General features: G+C 40.3%; 8 protein-coding genes. All 8 read right to left on the bottom strand.

Annotation, left to right across the window (positions count from 1 at the left end):
* Positions 1-31 precede the first annotated feature (31 nt).
* The 8 genes from ACP3T3_RS02750 to ACP3T3_RS02715 all read right to left on the bottom strand — a co-directional run bounded on the left by ACP3T3_RS02750 (position 32) and on the right by ACP3T3_RS02715 (position 16,322).
* A complete protein-coding gene (locus tag ACP3T3_RS02750) occupies positions 32-2,020 on the bottom strand; it encodes an alpha-L-arabinofuranosidase C-terminal domain-containing protein (protein ID WP_426478403.1) in 1,989 nt (662 codons plus the stop codon).
* 63 nt (positions 2,021-2,083) lie between these two features.
* Positions 2,084-4,717 (bottom strand): beta-glucosidase H, encoded by a 2,634-nt coding sequence (locus tag ACP3T3_RS02745; protein WP_426478402.1) that lies wholly within the window; start codon positions 4,715-4,717, stop codon positions 2,084-2,086.
* A 295-nt stretch (positions 4,718-5,012) separates the two neighbouring features.
* On the bottom strand, positions 5,013-7,751 hold the full coding sequence (locus ACP3T3_RS02740; RefSeq protein ID WP_426478401.1) for a T9SS type A sorting domain-containing protein: 2,739 nt from the start codon (positions 7,749-7,751) through the stop codon (positions 5,013-5,015).
* A gap of 263 nt (positions 7,752-8,014) precedes the next feature.
* On the bottom strand, positions 8,015-10,537 hold the full coding sequence (locus ACP3T3_RS02735; RefSeq protein ID WP_426478400.1) for a glycosyl hydrolase 115 family protein: 2,523 nt from the start codon (positions 10,535-10,537) through the stop codon (positions 8,015-8,017).
* 88 nt (positions 10,538-10,625) lie between these two features.
* Entirely contained in the window at positions 10,626-12,563 is a 1,938-nt protein-coding gene (locus tag ACP3T3_RS02730) for a glycoside hydrolase family 97 catalytic domain-containing protein (protein WP_426478399.1), read from the bottom strand.
* 2 nt (positions 12,564-12,565) lie between these two features.
* Complete coding sequence (locus tag ACP3T3_RS02725) at positions 12,566-13,942, bottom strand: glycoside hydrolase family 43 protein (RefSeq protein WP_426478398.1); 1,377 nt, start codon at positions 13,940-13,942, stop codon at positions 12,566-12,568.
* A gap of 64 nt (positions 13,943-14,006) precedes the next feature.
* A complete protein-coding gene (locus tag ACP3T3_RS02720; protein ID WP_426478397.1) occupies positions 14,007-15,377 on the bottom strand; it encodes a glycoside hydrolase family 43 protein in 1,371 nt (456 codons plus the stop codon).
* A 72-nt stretch (positions 15,378-15,449) separates the two neighbouring features.
* Positions 15,450-16,322 (bottom strand): alpha/beta hydrolase, encoded by an 873-nt coding sequence (locus tag ACP3T3_RS02715; protein ID WP_426478396.1) that lies wholly within the window; start codon positions 16,320-16,322, stop codon positions 15,450-15,452.
* Positions 16,323-16,561: the final 239 nt, after the last annotated feature.

Here is a 16,561-nt window from a genome sequence, read left to right as displayed (position 1 = left end):
TATTTTTTATAACATACTATAAAACAGATTATTAAATTACTTTCACCTTTAAAACAACTAAAGAATTGGCAGGAATTTCTGTTGAAATTTCACCTTTTTTGACTTCAGAAATCTCTTCTTTAGGTTGTATGGGTTCAGCATCGAAATTATTTTCACTGGAAAGCTGTGGGGCAGACAGAAGAATTTTGGTTACTTTTTTACCGATTTTCAGAGTTCCGGGGTTGATATGTACCGTTTTAGCCTGAGTATCAGTATTGACCATTTTAATAATAATCTCATGAGTTTTTGCATCCTTTACTGCTGTAGCATATAACTTCTCCTGGCCGGATACCGCTTTTCCATTGCTTCCTATTTTCAGCACATCCGTTCCTTTATTGTTGGAGAATAATTTCTGAACATAATAATTGGGAGTGGCGTAGGATTTCAGATTATTGAACCAGATGAGGTCAGGCGTCCACTGCCAGCCGTCAGCATGGGCAAAAAGCGGTGCATAAGAAGTCATATAGACAACGTCTGCATTTCTTTCAAGACCGGTCATAAAAGCGGCTTCTGAAAGGGCCGTCAGCCAGCTATTTTTATTATCAGGTTTTACTACTCCTACTGATTGGGCAGCATATTCTCCGGCAAAGACTTTAGGTCCGGAACGGTCATACTGATCGTATCTGCCTGCATTTTTCATAAACCAGTCGGGAGAGTTGTAATAATGTTCATCTACAATCTGTGCATTAAGCTGCTTCAACTCTTTCCAGCCATATTCGAAGAACTCGCCGTCAGGTGATGGTCCGCTCCCGGAAATAATCTTAATGTCAGGATATTTTGTGTGAATGGCTTTTTCAAACACTTTATAACGTTCGATATAATCCGCTCCCCACTGTTCATTTCCCACTCCGATAAATTTTAAATTAAAAGGCTTTGGATGTTCCATTTCAGTGCGGATTTTACCCCATTTTGTTCCAGAATCCCCGTTGGCAAATTCAATCAGATCCAGGGCATCCTGAACGTAAGGATCAAGGTCTTCCATTTTCACCAGCTCTGCGGTATTGAACTGGCATGCCATTCCACAGCTCAGAATAGGAACAGGTTCTGCGCCCAGATCTTCGGAAAGCTGGAAATATTCATAAAATCCCAGACCGAAAGACTGTCCGTAATCCGGTGTAAGACGATGTGGAAATCCTGTACTCCATTTATTGATAAGGTATTCACGGTCTTCCACATTTCCTATTGTTTTTTTCCACTGATATCGTTCTGCCAGCGTTCTTCCTTCTACAATACATCCTCCCGGAAACCTCAAAAATCCGGGCTGTAAATCATACAGTTTCTGAACGAGATCTTTTCGTAATCCGCCTTTTCTGCCTTTCCATGTATTTTGAGGGAAGAGGGAGATCATATCCATGTTCACAATACCGTTTCCGGTAAATGTGATCCGCAGTTTTGCTTTTTCTACAGTTTGTGGTGATTTGAGAACTGTTGCATATCTCTGCCATCCCTTTTCTTTTATGAGTGTGGAAACTGAAGAAATCTCCTTACCGTTTTCATCAATAAGACTTGCATTTACCGCTGCAATATTTCCTGAAACATTCTCCAGATCAAAACTGAAATCATATTGTTCTCCCTGATGAAGGCCTATTCCTCTGAGTCCTTCATTTTCCAGAAGATAATTTTTATCATTGAGAACGGTAATTCTCGCATAATTTTTATTGGTTTTGGTATGATCGGAATAAATGGTCAGAAACCCGGAATCAAGGTTAGGAGAAAGTGTTTTTGTATTGGGCTGCTTCCAGCCTGTGAAAGGTTCGTCAAATTCAAAGCTGCGGTTTTTAATCAGTTCAGCGTATATTCCTCCGTCTGCTGCAAAATTGATGTCTTCAAAGAAAATTCCGTACATGGTGGACTGTATTTTAACAGGTGCTGGGCTTTCTTTCAGATCAAGATTAAAAGTACGGACTGTATTATTCTGAGCCGAAAAGAAAGCGGCACTGAGGGAAATCGCGATGGAAAATATTTTATTTTTTGTGGTCATAGATCGTATATTTTGAAAATTACAGCATCATTGCAATGATCTCAATTTGTCCTGAATCAATTTTTATTTTACTGTTAACGGTATGCTTTTCAATCCTGCATCATCAGAAGTTCCGCCATAAAAAATGGTATAGTCGCCGGGTTTTGAAACCAGATCATCTGTTTTTTCATCGTAGAACGCAAATGAATCTTTAGAGAGGGTGAGCTGAATATTTTTTGTTTCTTTAGATCTGATTAAAGTCCTTTTAAAAGCTCTTAATGTTTTTACCGGCGCCTGGATATCATTATTTCTTTTAATATAGACCTGAACGACTTCTTCGCCATCCCTTTCTGAAACATTGGCCACAGGAATTGTGATGGTCACATTTTCGTTGGTCCTGATCGTATTTTTGCTCAGTTTTGAATCTCCGTAAACAAATTTTGAATAGCTCAGGCCATGCCCGAATGGATAAAGAGGTTTTTCCATCATATAGCGGTAGGTTCTCCCCTGCATATCATAATTTTCAAATCCCTGGTGTTTGCTTGTCCTTGAAAGGGAATTATCAAGCTGCTCTATACTTTTATAAAAGGTAATGGGTAATTTTCCGGAAGGATTATAATCACCTGCCAAAACATCTGCTACAGCAGTTCCTCCGGATTGTCCGCCATACCAGGCGTTCAACAGGGCGTCATAATTTTTCTCATCCTGTTCCAATCCCAGAGCGCTTCCGGTGCAAAGAACAAAAACAACAGGTTTGCCGGTTTTTCTAAGCTCCGCCAAAAGGTCCCTCTGGACTTTAGGAAGGGCAATCGAAGTTTTGTCACCTCCTCTGAAGCCTTCTGCATTCACCATCATCTCTTCACCCTCCAGGCTTGGAGAAAGTCCGCCTGCAAAGACAATGACGTCTGCACTTTTCACCTTTTCTCTCACCGAAGCAAAATTAACAGGGTCTTTTCTGTAGACTTCAAAGGTGATGCTCACATATTTTCCTTTTTGTGTATGACGCAGTTCTATCTGGTATTCTTTTCCTTTTTCCATTTTTACAGGAAACTCTGAAGGATGTCTTGCGTCAGGTCCTTTTCTTGTTGCAATTTCTTTTCCGTCTACGAAAAGTGTATAGATATCAGAGGTAGACGCAGAAAATATAACATCTCCTGTATAAGTACTTTTGAAAACGCCTGAAATGATCGCTGAGGTATTTTCTCTTCCTACATTGGGTGCCAGCTGGGTTCCTCCAAAACTGTTGTAGCTGATTGCAGTAGAATTCACTGAGATGTTTGCCGGCTGGCCTTTGAATTCATTATTATTAAAAAACGCTACTTTCATTCCTTTCACGCCGTTTTTCTGACTGACAAAATTCTGATAGAGTGACGTTCTGGATGAAGGATCTGTTACTTCGCTTCCTTTTTCGTAGATAATTTCAGTATTTGGAAATTTGGTTTTGATTCCGTCTAAAATCGTTACAATGGAAGAAGGAGTTCCGTTATAGTTTCCTAACTGCATCAATCCGTCATCAGCATTTGGTCCTACAACGGCAATTTTTTTAATATTCCTGTTGAGAGGCAGAATATTCTTTTCGTTTTTCATCAGCACAATTGATTTTTGTGCCATTTTCAATGCCTGTTTTTTATGTTCCTCAGAATCCACTACTGAATACGGAATGGTATTCCAGTGAACGGAAGATTTCGGATCAAGCATTCCCAATTCAAACCAGCCTTTCAGGATCCTGCGCATCGATGCATCGATATCCTTTTCGGTAATCAGTCCACTTGCCAGAGATTTGTTCAGGTTGTTATAGGTATCTCCGCATTCCAGATCCGTGGAATGTTTCAGGGCATCTGCTGCGGTTGTTTTTTCGTCAGGATGGGTTCCGTGGTACTTTTTCTGAAAGAAATCGGCCAGTGCCCAGCAGTCTGAGACCACCATTCCGTCATACTTCCATTTTCCACGGAGAATTTCAGTAAGCAAAGTATTGTTTGCACAACATGGCTGTCCGTCAAAAGCATTATAAGCACACATTACTTCTCTTACATTACCTTCCTGAACCAATGCTTTAAAAGCTGGCAGATAGGTCTCATACAGATCTCTTTTTGAAATTTCTGCATTGTAGGAATGGCGGTTCCATTCCGGACCGCTGTGTACCGCAAAATGTTTGGCACAAGCGTGGGTTTTAAAATATTTTGGGTCGTTTCCCTGTAAACCTTTTACGGCTGCAACACCCAGAACAGAGGTCAGATAAGGGTCTTCGCCATAGGTTTCCTGGCCTCTTCCCCATCTTGGGTCACGGAAAATATTGATATTGGGTGTCCAGAAGGTCAGTCCTTCGTATCGTCCTGTTTTTAGAGCTTCATCAAAAGATCTGTTGTATTTTGCCCGTGCTTCATCAGAGATCATTTCAAAGGTTTTAAAATGCTCCGGAACATCCCATGTGGCTGCCATACCGATCGCCTGAGGGAAAACAGTAGCTGTTCCTGCTCTGGCAACTCCGTGAAGTGCTTCATTCCACCATCCGTAGGCGGGAATTTCCAGACGGGGAACGGCCTGGGAGTTATCCATCATCATTCCTATCTTTTCTTCTGTGGTCAGTAAAGTAAGAAGGTTCTCTATTCTTTCATTAACCGGAAGATCCGGGTTTCTGAATGGGTATTTATAATGGCTCTGGCCAAAAAATAAAGGGGCTGCCAGTGTTGCACATAGGATTAATACAATTCTTTTCATAGGTAGTATGGTTTCAATAAAGTCCGAAAAATGATTGTTGATTTTGTGATTAATGATTTTCAACCCACTGATTTTACAGATTTTTACGGATAATTATGTTTTCATTCTTATTTTATACAAATTGCCAGTATTATTCAGCAACAATGCAATGAAAAACAAATATAACGTTCTATTTTAAATAAATGTAAATAACACACTTAAATTAATGGTAAATCCTACTTACTTTTGGTTTTCATCTACTAAATTGTGGAAATAAAGCCACCAAAGCAATGCTCATGATGGCTTAGGATTCAATTTACTCTTTGATAAATTTTTGTTTTACCACTGTATTACTTTTTTGAGTAACCTCAATAAAGTAAACACCAGTCGGGAAATCTGCCACATTCATATGGTTTTTCCCTGAATGTATTTTCAATCCGGATCTGATAACGCTTCCTTTTGCATCAAAAATGGTAGCAGCTGCTTCTGACAAATCAGAATCAATGAAAAGGTCTGCTTTTACTGGATTAGGATATATTTTCACGCCTTCTTTTTTAACTCCAACAGAAATATTGCTGGTGCTTAACATTCCAAAGTTTAAAGGAAGAACGTTGGCTGAATAGGCGTTTTCTTCTGTAAGATATGCTTTGAAAGATCCTATTACAGGTTCATTTCCGGCAATTATTTTATAGAAGCCTGTTACTCCGTTCTCTGTTTTCAGCACATAGGCATTGGCCGGAACTTTGATGCTTTGATAGACTCCGTTCATCTGGTTGACGGTGATTGCTTTGGGTGTGGAAACATTTCCTGAGCCGTTGAAAGTAATATTTCCTGTTGCATTGATGATTACCGGAGTATTTGCAGGAATGATTCCGTTGGAGATGGCGGTACAGCTGATATTGCTTGCTCCGGGTGACATCATATAAGCAGTAACTCCGGATGGAATATTAGCCTGGAATGGTAAAATCAGTACGTCATAACCATTAAATGTACGGCTGTAAGAAGCTGTATTGGCTGTGAAGTTAAACGGCACCTGAAAATCCTTACCCTGGCCGGAAAGGACAAGATTTGAACAAGTTGTGCCTGAAATCACATTATTGGCAGATGAGCTTACATTCGAATTCACATAATAGATACTGTTGGCATTGGCACTCATAGGCTGCCAGTTATTGGAGGAAGTAATTCCTGCTGCATTTCTGAAGTCTACGGAAGTGTAGTAGCCGTTTTCCAGCGCATCCATCAGATAGCTGTCGCTTGCAGAATAGGTTCCTCCGAATTTGGAAGCAATTTCATTACCCACATTGAAATAAACATCTCCCAGATTAAGAGTCAGCACAGAGCTGTAATTGGAATTTCTCAATCCCAGGATTCCTTTGCAGCCGTCTGTCAGAACCTGTCTTGAAATATCGAATGTGATATCGAAATTTCCTCCCTGTGGAAAATTAATCTTTCCGTAATTATACGATTTCGTCACGCCCTGGCTGTTGATATAATATAAAGTTGTATTGTCCGAATAGCTTTGTCCTGCCGTTGTATAGCTGTTTACATGCAGGACCAGTTTATTGTACCTGTCATTAAGCTGAAGATATCCGTTAGCCGCAGTCATATTATTACTGATAAGAGGGCTTGGATTAGAGAACGTCACCGTTGTGTTGCTGATATTGAATCCTGTCCCAAAAGCTGTACTGGTGGGAGTTTGTGTTTCCATTTTATTATAATGAATATCGCCGCCCGTCATGAGAGAAGCAGGTCTGTCACCGCTTTTATTGAAAACAAAAGTCATGACACTGGAAGGGCTGATATCAGCAGTAGGCCGGAACGTTGCCGTACTTAAAGAAAGAGGTGTACTCACCATATTGGATTGTGTATTGGTCAGTACTTTTGTTCCTGAAGTCGTGTAAAAAGGCAGGTCAACCTTCAAGCTATAGGAGTTCTGAGAAGGATTGATGACCATAAGAACAACCTGATTCCCATCCTGGGAAATATAGGAAGAGCCTTGTAAAACACCGGTTTTGTCATCCCATTTTGCTTCTATTCTCGTTTTTCCAGTTGTGTATTTGGCATAATGAGAAAGGATGTAGCCTCTTTTGGTCATTACACCTGCGGTAGTTCCGTAAGTTCCGTCACCCATTAATCCGTAATAACGTTTGGCAGAGTAATGGATCCATGCATTGATATTACCTAATAGTGCATTGTTGACACTGCTGGCAAAAGTAAATGCATCTGTATTCCAGCTGAAATCACGTGCCGGCTGGGTGGATGAAGAGTTCCAGTTGATCAGGTATTCTGTCTGCCAGATTTCTTTGTTATAATTCTGGAATTGCTTGTACGTAGACTGGATGAGCCCGTACTGATGTCCTCCGTATACTTCAAAATTAGCCATTGCCGAAGGATCCAGCAAAGCACTGGCAAAATTATCTGTAAATCCTACACTTTCCGGGGCAATGACTTTACAGTTGATGAGTTGTCCATAATTTTTAACAAATGTGGCAATTTGGGCCGGCGTCCAGATACATCCCTGATACTGAGCCATTTCATCCGGTTCATTCTGGATGGAGATATAATCAAGCTCTACTCCGTTGTTCTGGAGATAGGTTACAAAGCTGTTAAGATAAAGGGCATAATCCTGGTAATTTTCCGGCTTTAAATATCCGATCTGCTGTACTCCGTTGGCATCAGTATACACTGCATTAACATGGTTATTGGTTTTCCAGGCTGCAGGCATTGTCCACGGAGAAGCAAAAATGGTAAGTCCCATAGATTTGGCGAGCTGTGCTGTAGCCAGTACAGAACTCCAGTTGCTGCTGTTTTCGGGAATATACAATCTCATTATGTTATACCCGCCTTCGCTGGAAGCTCCCCAAAGATTCTGAATCTCTGATGTAGACATGTGATTATAGGCAAACTGGGGACTGCAGACAAATCCTCCGAATCCTTTTATTTTCTGATAAGGAATATTCTTATCAATTTTTACGGTAGTAAGCTGTCCATGCAGCATCAGACTGCAAAACAGAGCTATAGAATGAATGGTTACAAGACTTAAAATTTTTTTCATAATGGTTTAGTTTTAGATAGTCGTGATTTTGATTGAAAACAATTAAAGTAAGGGCAATAAATCCCCATCAAGACAGTTGATTTTCAAAAACTATCAGGAAAATACCCTGAATGATATCAGGCGGCGATCTGTTCAATAAAGTTGCTTACAAAATCATCCGCTGTTTTTTCATTCTCTGTGAGGGAACTGTATTTCAGATTGGAATGTGAATTAAGATGAGTGTTTCATAATTAAAGTGTTGTTTGTGATGGGTATTGGGTCATTCAGTGAAACATTTCGCTTTCGGGAGCGCCCAGGTAAGAAGGTTTTAAACCTCCGGTGTTGATCAGGAGTTTTTCCAGGACAATACCGGGTTCCAGCACTCTGAAACGTAACGTATGTTTTCCAGCCTGCTGAACCGAATGTTTTGTAACGGATTTAATAATATGTTCGGACTGCCATCTTCCCAATTCTCCTTTGTAATGGCCATTGAAGTTGACAATTTGCGGAGTTTCATTATCAAAAGAAATTTCGTAGCGGAGTCCTTTATTATGATTAAAATTTAAAGTCGGAGCTAATAATAACTGGACTTCAAACTCCCCTTTTGATTCAAAATTGATATCATATTCCAGCCAGATGTTTTCATCAGCTTTTGGGTAGGCATTCTGCGGAAATGTGGTCACCCCGGATTTTGTTTTTCCGAAATCAGGAATCACTTCCCAACGGATTCTATCCGATCCTTGCATTCTTGCAAAATTTTCCGCTTCAATGGACACGTAGCCGTTTTTTTCCTGAAATACTTTTTCTTTGGAAGCTTCAGCTTCAGAAATATAGGTGACTTCGGGCATTATATTTTCTTTTCCATCCGCCCAGCTTTTGTAGCCTATCCTCATCTGATCCATCATATGTTTCCATTTTCCTCCGGCGATCACATTATTATATTGATTGTCCAGATAAGCATTTCTCTCAAAACACTCTTTTACCTTATCAGCGTAATAATTTGCTTTTAAGTCATATTGAGCTGCCAGTTCCCTGTTTTTTGCTACCGCATAGTACATTTCATACAAATTGCTGCATGCATCGATAGGATACAAAACCAGCTGATAATAAGCATCCTGATATTCTGCTGGAATCTGCTCTTTTAAACGTAAAGCTTCTACGGCCAATGCTCTGTAATCGTTTAAAACCGTTTCAAATTCATGGTAATTTTCAAGGCTGTACGTTTTGCTGTCAAGGGTTTCAGGAGTTACTCTTCTGTTGTATTTGGCATACAGATTAATCATTCCCGCAATTTCTTTGGCATGCTTTTCACCGAACTGCTGAGCTGCCCATTTCTCCGTATATTCGAAAAGATTTTTAGCATTAAACTGTTTTGGATCCCAGGCCATTTCCAGAAAAAAGCTGATCGGAAACTCCATGGGTTTTAAGTCTCCCACATTAACGATCCAAAGCTTGTCTACCTTGTGTTCATAGGAAAGATTCATCTGTTCCCAGACTCTCTGGATGGGACTGATGTTGATCCACTTGGAGTTTCTTGGTCCGCCCACATAATCGAAATGGTAATAGATTCCATAGCCCCCTTTATGCAAAGGTTTTGAAAGGTCCGGAAGCTTTCTAACATTCCCCCAGTTATCATCACAGAACAGCAGGATCACATCATCCGGAACACGCATTCCTTTATCATAGTAATCCTGAACTTCTTTATACAATGCCCAGACCTGAGGCGTTTTCTCCGCTTTCTTTCCGGTAACGTCTGCAATGATTTTGCGCTGGTCTTTTACAATTTTCTCGAGCAGGGAAATATTGGTTCCCTCTCCCATTGCCTCGTCGCCATCACCACGCATACCTACGGTAACGAGTTTTTCCCAGTTTTTGCTTCTTTCGAGTCCGGATTTCCAGAATTTCTGTAGAACTTCCACATTTTTAGCGTAATCCCAGACATTCGGGAGGCTATTTTTTTTGATATACCTGTGCCAGTCGGTTTGTGCCAAAGCCATAGGCTCATGGTGGGAAGTTCCCATGACAATACCCATTTCATTGGCCAGTGGCCCGCTCAGAGGATCATCGTCATAAAATGCTTTTCCCCACATCGCCGGCCAGATGTAATTTCCTTTAAGGCGCAGGATCAGCTCAAAAACTTTTTCGTAAAATTTACTGTTTACCCCGCCAAATGTTGCCCTGGCCCATCCTCCGAGTGAAGGTTCCTCATCGTTAAGAAAGATTCCCCGGTATTCTACAGCAGGCTCACCATCGGTATACATTCCTTTTTTAAAGTATAGATTATCTTTTTTCTCAACCGGAACATCTGCCCAATAATACCATGGTGAAACACCTATCTGCTGAGACATCTCATAAATTCCGTAAATCGTTCCCCTTTTATCGCTTCCTGCAATCACAATGGCTTCAGAAACGCCCGGAAAAGGATTGCTGATGTTCTGAATGATATACTTTTCCTTTTTCCCTATTAATGCTTTTCCATCAATCTTTTTTTGTCTTATAAGATCATCAATGACGGATTTTGTCCCTACAGTTCCGATTATAATTAAAGGAGACTGCATTCCTGAAATCTGGTTAAGAATAACCGGCTGTTCTCCTGTTACTTTCTGAAAGTCTGTCTGCAGATTTTTTACAGCCCTCATAATCCCCTGATCTGTTCCTGAGTTAGCAAAGATCGAAAGATTGAATGCTTTTTCTTTTAAAACAATATTTTCAGGAGTTTTCTCAGTGTTGATGAACGGTTCTGCAGCATGAATTTCTAAACAAAACCCAAACAATACAGCAAGAAAAAATATTTTTAAATAATTCATAATCAATTCTTTTTAATTTTCAAAAGCTTTGTAGTCTTTTTACCAATTCAAACCTTACAGGTTTTAAAAACCTGTAAGGTTTACTTCTTTAATTTTTCAGTACAAAACCACCCTGCGGCTGAATTTCAATCGTAAAATCACCTTTTGCACTCACTTTTACTTCTTTCTCTGATGTATTTCCTTTTGCATCATCATTGATAAGTTTCAGGTTTTTCCCGGCGAACATCGGCAGTTTTATTTTCAGTTTCCGGGATTGCTTCTCGGCATTTACGCCTGCCAAATACCATTTATCCGCATGTCTTCTCGCAACCACGGCATATTTCCCAGGATAACCGTCTATGAAAACTGTTTCATCCCAGAGTGTCGGAACTTCTTTCATAAAGCTGAGCTGAAATTCCGGAGCATCGGTCAGGTTATTCGGCATGATCCCAAACATCTGAACGGGATTCTGAAACAGTATTGCCGTAGCCAGCTGAAAGCCGTCCGTAGTATGTCTTTTATTTTTATCCCTGTTGGATTTCGTTAAATATTTGTTGAGGAAAGTCCCGCCAAACTCCATACTGCCCACTGTATTTCTGATGAAAGGATGAAGCGTGGCAAAAAAAGCTTCTTGTTTCCGTACATCTTCTGAGAAATAGAGCATTTCTGAGGCAAGAACGGCCTCACTTCCAGCATAATTCGGGTACATTACTTCCCAGCCTCTCGGTACGGTGGCTCCATGAAAAATAATGGTTAATCCAAAATCATTGGCATCCGACAGAATATCTTCGTAAAGACGCATGGTTTCCTGTTTGTCTCCTCCGAAGAAATCCACTTTCAGTCCTTTTACGCCTGCTTCTTTCAGCCATTTCATTTCTTTTTTCCGTTCAACGGATGAATTCATTTTGTTTCTAGGTCCCATCGGTGCATCATTCGCAGCACCGTTGGAATTGTACCAAAGCAATACCCCGACATTTTTAGATTTTGCATATTGAACAAGCTCTTTCATGCGGTCTTTACCTATATTTTTATCCCAAAGCGCATCCATAAGAATAAACTGATAATTCAGCGCAGCAGCAAGGTTTATGAATTTCACCTGATCATCATAGTTCATACTGTTATCCTGCCACAGAATCCAGCTCCAGGTAGATTTTCCGAACTGATACTCCTGTGAAGGCTCATACATCGGCTCTACCACATCAAAAGGAATCGTGGTCTCCACGATGGGTTTCAAAGAACTGCCCACTGTAATTGTTCTCCACGGTGTTTTTCCGGGAAGGGAAACAGCTGCTCCGGTACTTCCGAAACCGTTATTTTCAGCAATATTCGGATATGCTACTTTGTAAAGGCTTTTTTCTGCTGTGGTTTCAAGGTGTGAAGCACAATACGTACTGTTCACTCCTGTCTCGGAAAGTAATACCCAGCCTTCATTTCCGATATGGAAAAGACCAGGGAAAACGTATCCGTAATCAGATGGTATTCCCAGCTCAGCATCAGCTTTATAACCACTTTCATAACTTGGCGCTGTGCGGGCAAATCCCGTCATCGGCTTCATCATAGGTGAAAGAAAAGTAGTCGTCTGTGACGGAAATCTGTACCCTGTGGTTTCTGACTGTACCACAACACTCAGCCGTTCTTTCATCGGTGGCACATGGTAGCGGAAAGCAATATTGTTGTTACTCACCTGAAATTCGATGCTTATCTGATGCTGGTCTGCATTGATGAAATTAGCCGATAAAGTATTGGCTTTGTAATCAATCTCATATTTTTTGATTTTTCCGTTCGTATATTTCTTAGAAACGATATCTTTTTTGCTGTTCACAAACTTCATATTCTTTGAGAAATCGGACTCATTGGTGACTAAGCCTAACGGGGATTTTTCAAGCATTATTTTTCCCTGAAGGATAACATCATAGAAGGCTTTCCCATCTTCTGAAAAAACATGAAGCTTCAGATGCCCATCAGGGCTTGAAATTTCTGCTACCTGCGCAAAGCTTTTGCTGATCAGGAACAGGCTGAATACGATATATAAAACTTTTTTTCTCATAATTAATTATTTTCAAGAAAGGTCCAGTAATCGAAATACATAATATCTGTCGAGGCTTTTCCATTGAATACAAAGTACAGATCATGAATACCGGTAATCTTTTCAGTAAGCTGAACTTTTACGGTTTCCCAGCGGTCATCCCCACCGGTCAGTGGAACTTTTACCGTTGCCACAGCCGGACCGTCCACAGCATCCAAATGAACGCTCATTGTTACGTCACTGTTATGGGTAGTTCCCACTCTTGCGGAAAAAGCATTTACTCCTTTTTCCCGGAAATCCACATTTTTCACACTGGTAAAAGCTCCATTTTTCTTTGCTTTGATGAAAACACCAGCCTCTTTATTCTGATAGGATTTTACATTTTCCGACCATGCAATCATTTCTGCCTGATTGAATGCATACGGATTAACTGCTGCAATAGCTTTTGTAGTTCCGTTGGTCATTTTAAAAGGTGAAATAGAACCGTCTTTATTGAAAGTAAGTTCTTCCAGGCTTACCGATCTTGTAAATCCGCTTCCGCCCGGCAATGCTCCATTGTGATAAAAGAAATACGTTTTCCCCCGGAAATCAATAACACCGGGATGATTGGTAAATGACTTCCCTTCAGCAGGCATTACAATTCCTCCATATTTCCACGGTCCCTGTGCTGTTTTGGCGGTAGAATATCCTATGAATTCAGGAAGCGGACCACCCGGCCAGAAAAGATAATACAGGCTTTTTCTTTTGTACAGCCACGGGCCTTCTTCATATTTTGTTGGTCTTTCCGGATTGGGCTTTCCATCTCTTTTTCCAAATGATTCTTCTGTCATCGGGACTTCTACAATATTCCCGGAATAGGAGATCATATCTTCATTCAGCTTTACGTATTTTAATTTAGGATTTCCCCAGTACATGTTTGCCTGTCCGTCATCATCCACAAAAACGGTGGGATCAATATCTCCCCATTCGCTCTGAACAAGAGGTTTTCCCAGCGGATCATGAAAAGGCCCAAACGGACTGTCGCCAACAGCAACACCGATCGCGCCTTTGTTATTGGTTTTTGACCACATCGGAACATACATAAAAAACTTTCCGTTCCTTTCTATGCATTGTGCAGCCCAGGCATCGCGTTTTGCCCAGTCGAAATCTTTATACGAGAGGATTGTTCCGTGATCTGTCCAGTTGACCATATCATTCGTGGAATATACTTTCCAGTCGTTCATGGTAAACCAGGTGGAATCGTCTTCATCGTGTGTGGTATACACGTACAGCCTGTCATTGTAAACCATCGGTGCCGGGTCTGCAGTATAATTGGTCTGAATAATAGAGTTCTGGGCAGAAATATCCCAGCCTGCCAATAGAAATAATACTGTAATATATTTTAATTTTTGCTGAATCATAATTATATCATGTTATTGTAACGGTCTTAATTTATAGTAAGCAACACCATGTGTCAGAATATCTCTAGTTCTTAAACTTCCACCAGTCAAAATAGAAAAGGTCGCTATCACCTCGGAATACAAAATAAAGATCATGAATGCCTATGATTGCTTTCACGGGTGTCTGAATGGTTTTGAAAATGTCACCTTCTCCTTTTCCTGTTACTTTTACAATTCCTAAAGCCGGTCCGTCAGGCGCATCGGTACGAACTTCTATATTACCACCATATAATGCTGCCACTGAAACCTCTATAGATTGGGTTCCTTGGGAAAAATCCACTCCTTGCACTTTAATATAATCACCATTATTAATGGACGAAACTACTATACGGTCAGTAATTTTTTTTCCTGTATCATAAGGATTGTTTCTTTCCCATTCGGTTAGTTTCTCGATTTTCAGACCTTTGCTGAATGCAATGGTTTCTGCCTCTACCTTATTGTAAGGATTGAGGGTAGTGATTCTTTTTACACCCTCAGGATTCCAGAAAGGCAGCTTCTGAATGGTCCCGTCAGCATTATATTTCATTTCACTTACGCAGACCGAACGGCGTTCATAATGCTTACTCATAGTCTGCTTTCCTATATTATAATTGAATCCGAAAACATAAGTTTTCCCTTTATAATCAATAATTCCCGGATGGTTTCCGTTAGAACGCCTGTCACTGTCCATAATCATTCCCTTAAATTCCCAGGGACCGGTTGCGGATTTGCTCATCGCATAGCCCATCCCTTCCGGACAACAAGTAGAGGCATAAGCCAGATAATAATGGTTATTTCTTTTCCAAACCCAGGGTCCTTCCTGATAATGAAACGGGTCCGGCGAACCTTTCACTTTAGCTATTGAAGGATCTTTTACGATATCTCCATTTACGGAAATCATATCTTCATTCAGCTTTACATACCAAAGATTAGGGTTCCCCCAATAAAGATAAGCCTGGCCATCGTCGTCAATCATAACAGTTGGGTCTATATCATCACTTGAATTTTTAACCAAAGGTTTTCCTATCGGATCTTTGAACGGGCCATACGGACTGTCAGCCACTAAAACCCCGATTCCTCTTTGTCCCGGCATCGGGCAGTACATATAAAACTTACCGTTTCTTTCAATCACCTGAGGGGCCCAGGCCCCGTTTTCAGGATCGGTCCATTTGAAATCTTTTAAAGAAGCCACTATTCCGTGATCAGTCCAATTGACCATATCAACAGAAGTGTACAGCAGCCAGTTTTTCATTTTAAAACCAAATGCATCATCTTCATCATGACTGGTGTAAAGAAAAACCGTGTCTCTGTAAACCATCGGTGCAGGATCGGCCGTGAATCGGGTCTGGATAATTGGATTCTGGGAGAAACAGATTTGGAAAAATCCCAATATCATTATTAAACTTAAATTTTTCATATTCAATATTTTAAGCTTATTTACAATGGTCATTTATTTTTTTACCAGAATTAGAGCTTTTAACCTGATATTTTATTCTGACTTCAGCATTAGATTAATATCTTCCTGCTTTACAGGTTTGAAAAGCAGCTGTGAAAACAGATACAGATCATTTTTCCATACCTTGAAATCATGACCGCCCGGCTCTACATAAAAAATATGCGGAATCTTATTTTCTGTAAGATAGTCACTCGTTCTTTTGCTGAAAGGCATCAGTCTGTCCTGATCCCCGCATGAGATCCAGAGAAGTTTTAATTCTTTAGCTTTGGATGGATCCGGGAGAAGCTGCTGAGGCTCTTTGGTATTCGGAGCTGCTGAAAAAGCACCTACCCAGGCGAACCTGTCCATATTTCCCAATCCGAAATTCAGGGTTTGTCCGCCGCCCATAGAAAGTCCGGCAATGGCTCTGTCATTTCTGTCTTTTTTAGCAGGATATTTTTTTTCAATAAAAGGAATCAGATCGTTCAGCAGGTCTTTTTCAAATGTTGCAAAAGCCTCTACTTTATCTTTTGCCATGATATCTCCTGTTGCTCTGTCGTCTTTCATTGCCCTTCCGTTGGGAAGTACAACGATCATTGGACTCAATTTTCCTTTGGCATACAGGTTATCTAAAATAATTTGCGGAGTTCCGTTTCGGAACCACTCTTTTTCATCTCCGCCAATGCCGTGAAGCAGATATAAAACAGGATATGTATTGCCTTTTTTAAATCCCGGAGGTGTATATACCAAGGCTTTACGTGTAGTTCCAACCGTCACAGACGAATACTGTATGGTGTCTATTTTTCCGTGTGGAATTTCTTTTTTTTCTCTATCAAAATCCTGCGGTACTTTTTTCTCAAAAGCCTGTGCAGAAATAAAAACTCCCGACAACATGAAACCTACTGCTAATACAACTGATTTATTCATGATTTTTTATTTGTAGTTTTAACACTTATTATTTCGGATAAAAAAATAATAGCAAGCTATTTAAAGTTTTATATTGATTATTTTTAACCACAAAAGGCACAAAAGTTTTAAACACTTAAGCTTTTCAGAGCTAAACCTTATGCGTAATAAGTACACCTAAGCTTTGGGAAAATCTTTGATTTTCATCTTATGTGAACTTTTCTACACAATCATTTTAAACTTACTTAAGTGAGCTCAAG

Source organism: Chryseobacterium sp. CBSDS_008, from assembly GCF_049959325.1.
In the GTDB taxonomy this organism is placed as follows: domain Bacteria; phylum Bacteroidota; class Bacteroidia; order Flavobacteriales; family Weeksellaceae; genus Chryseobacterium.
The sequence above is the reverse complement of the archived record's forward strand: the minus strand, read 5'-3'. Positions and strand labels throughout refer to the sequence as shown.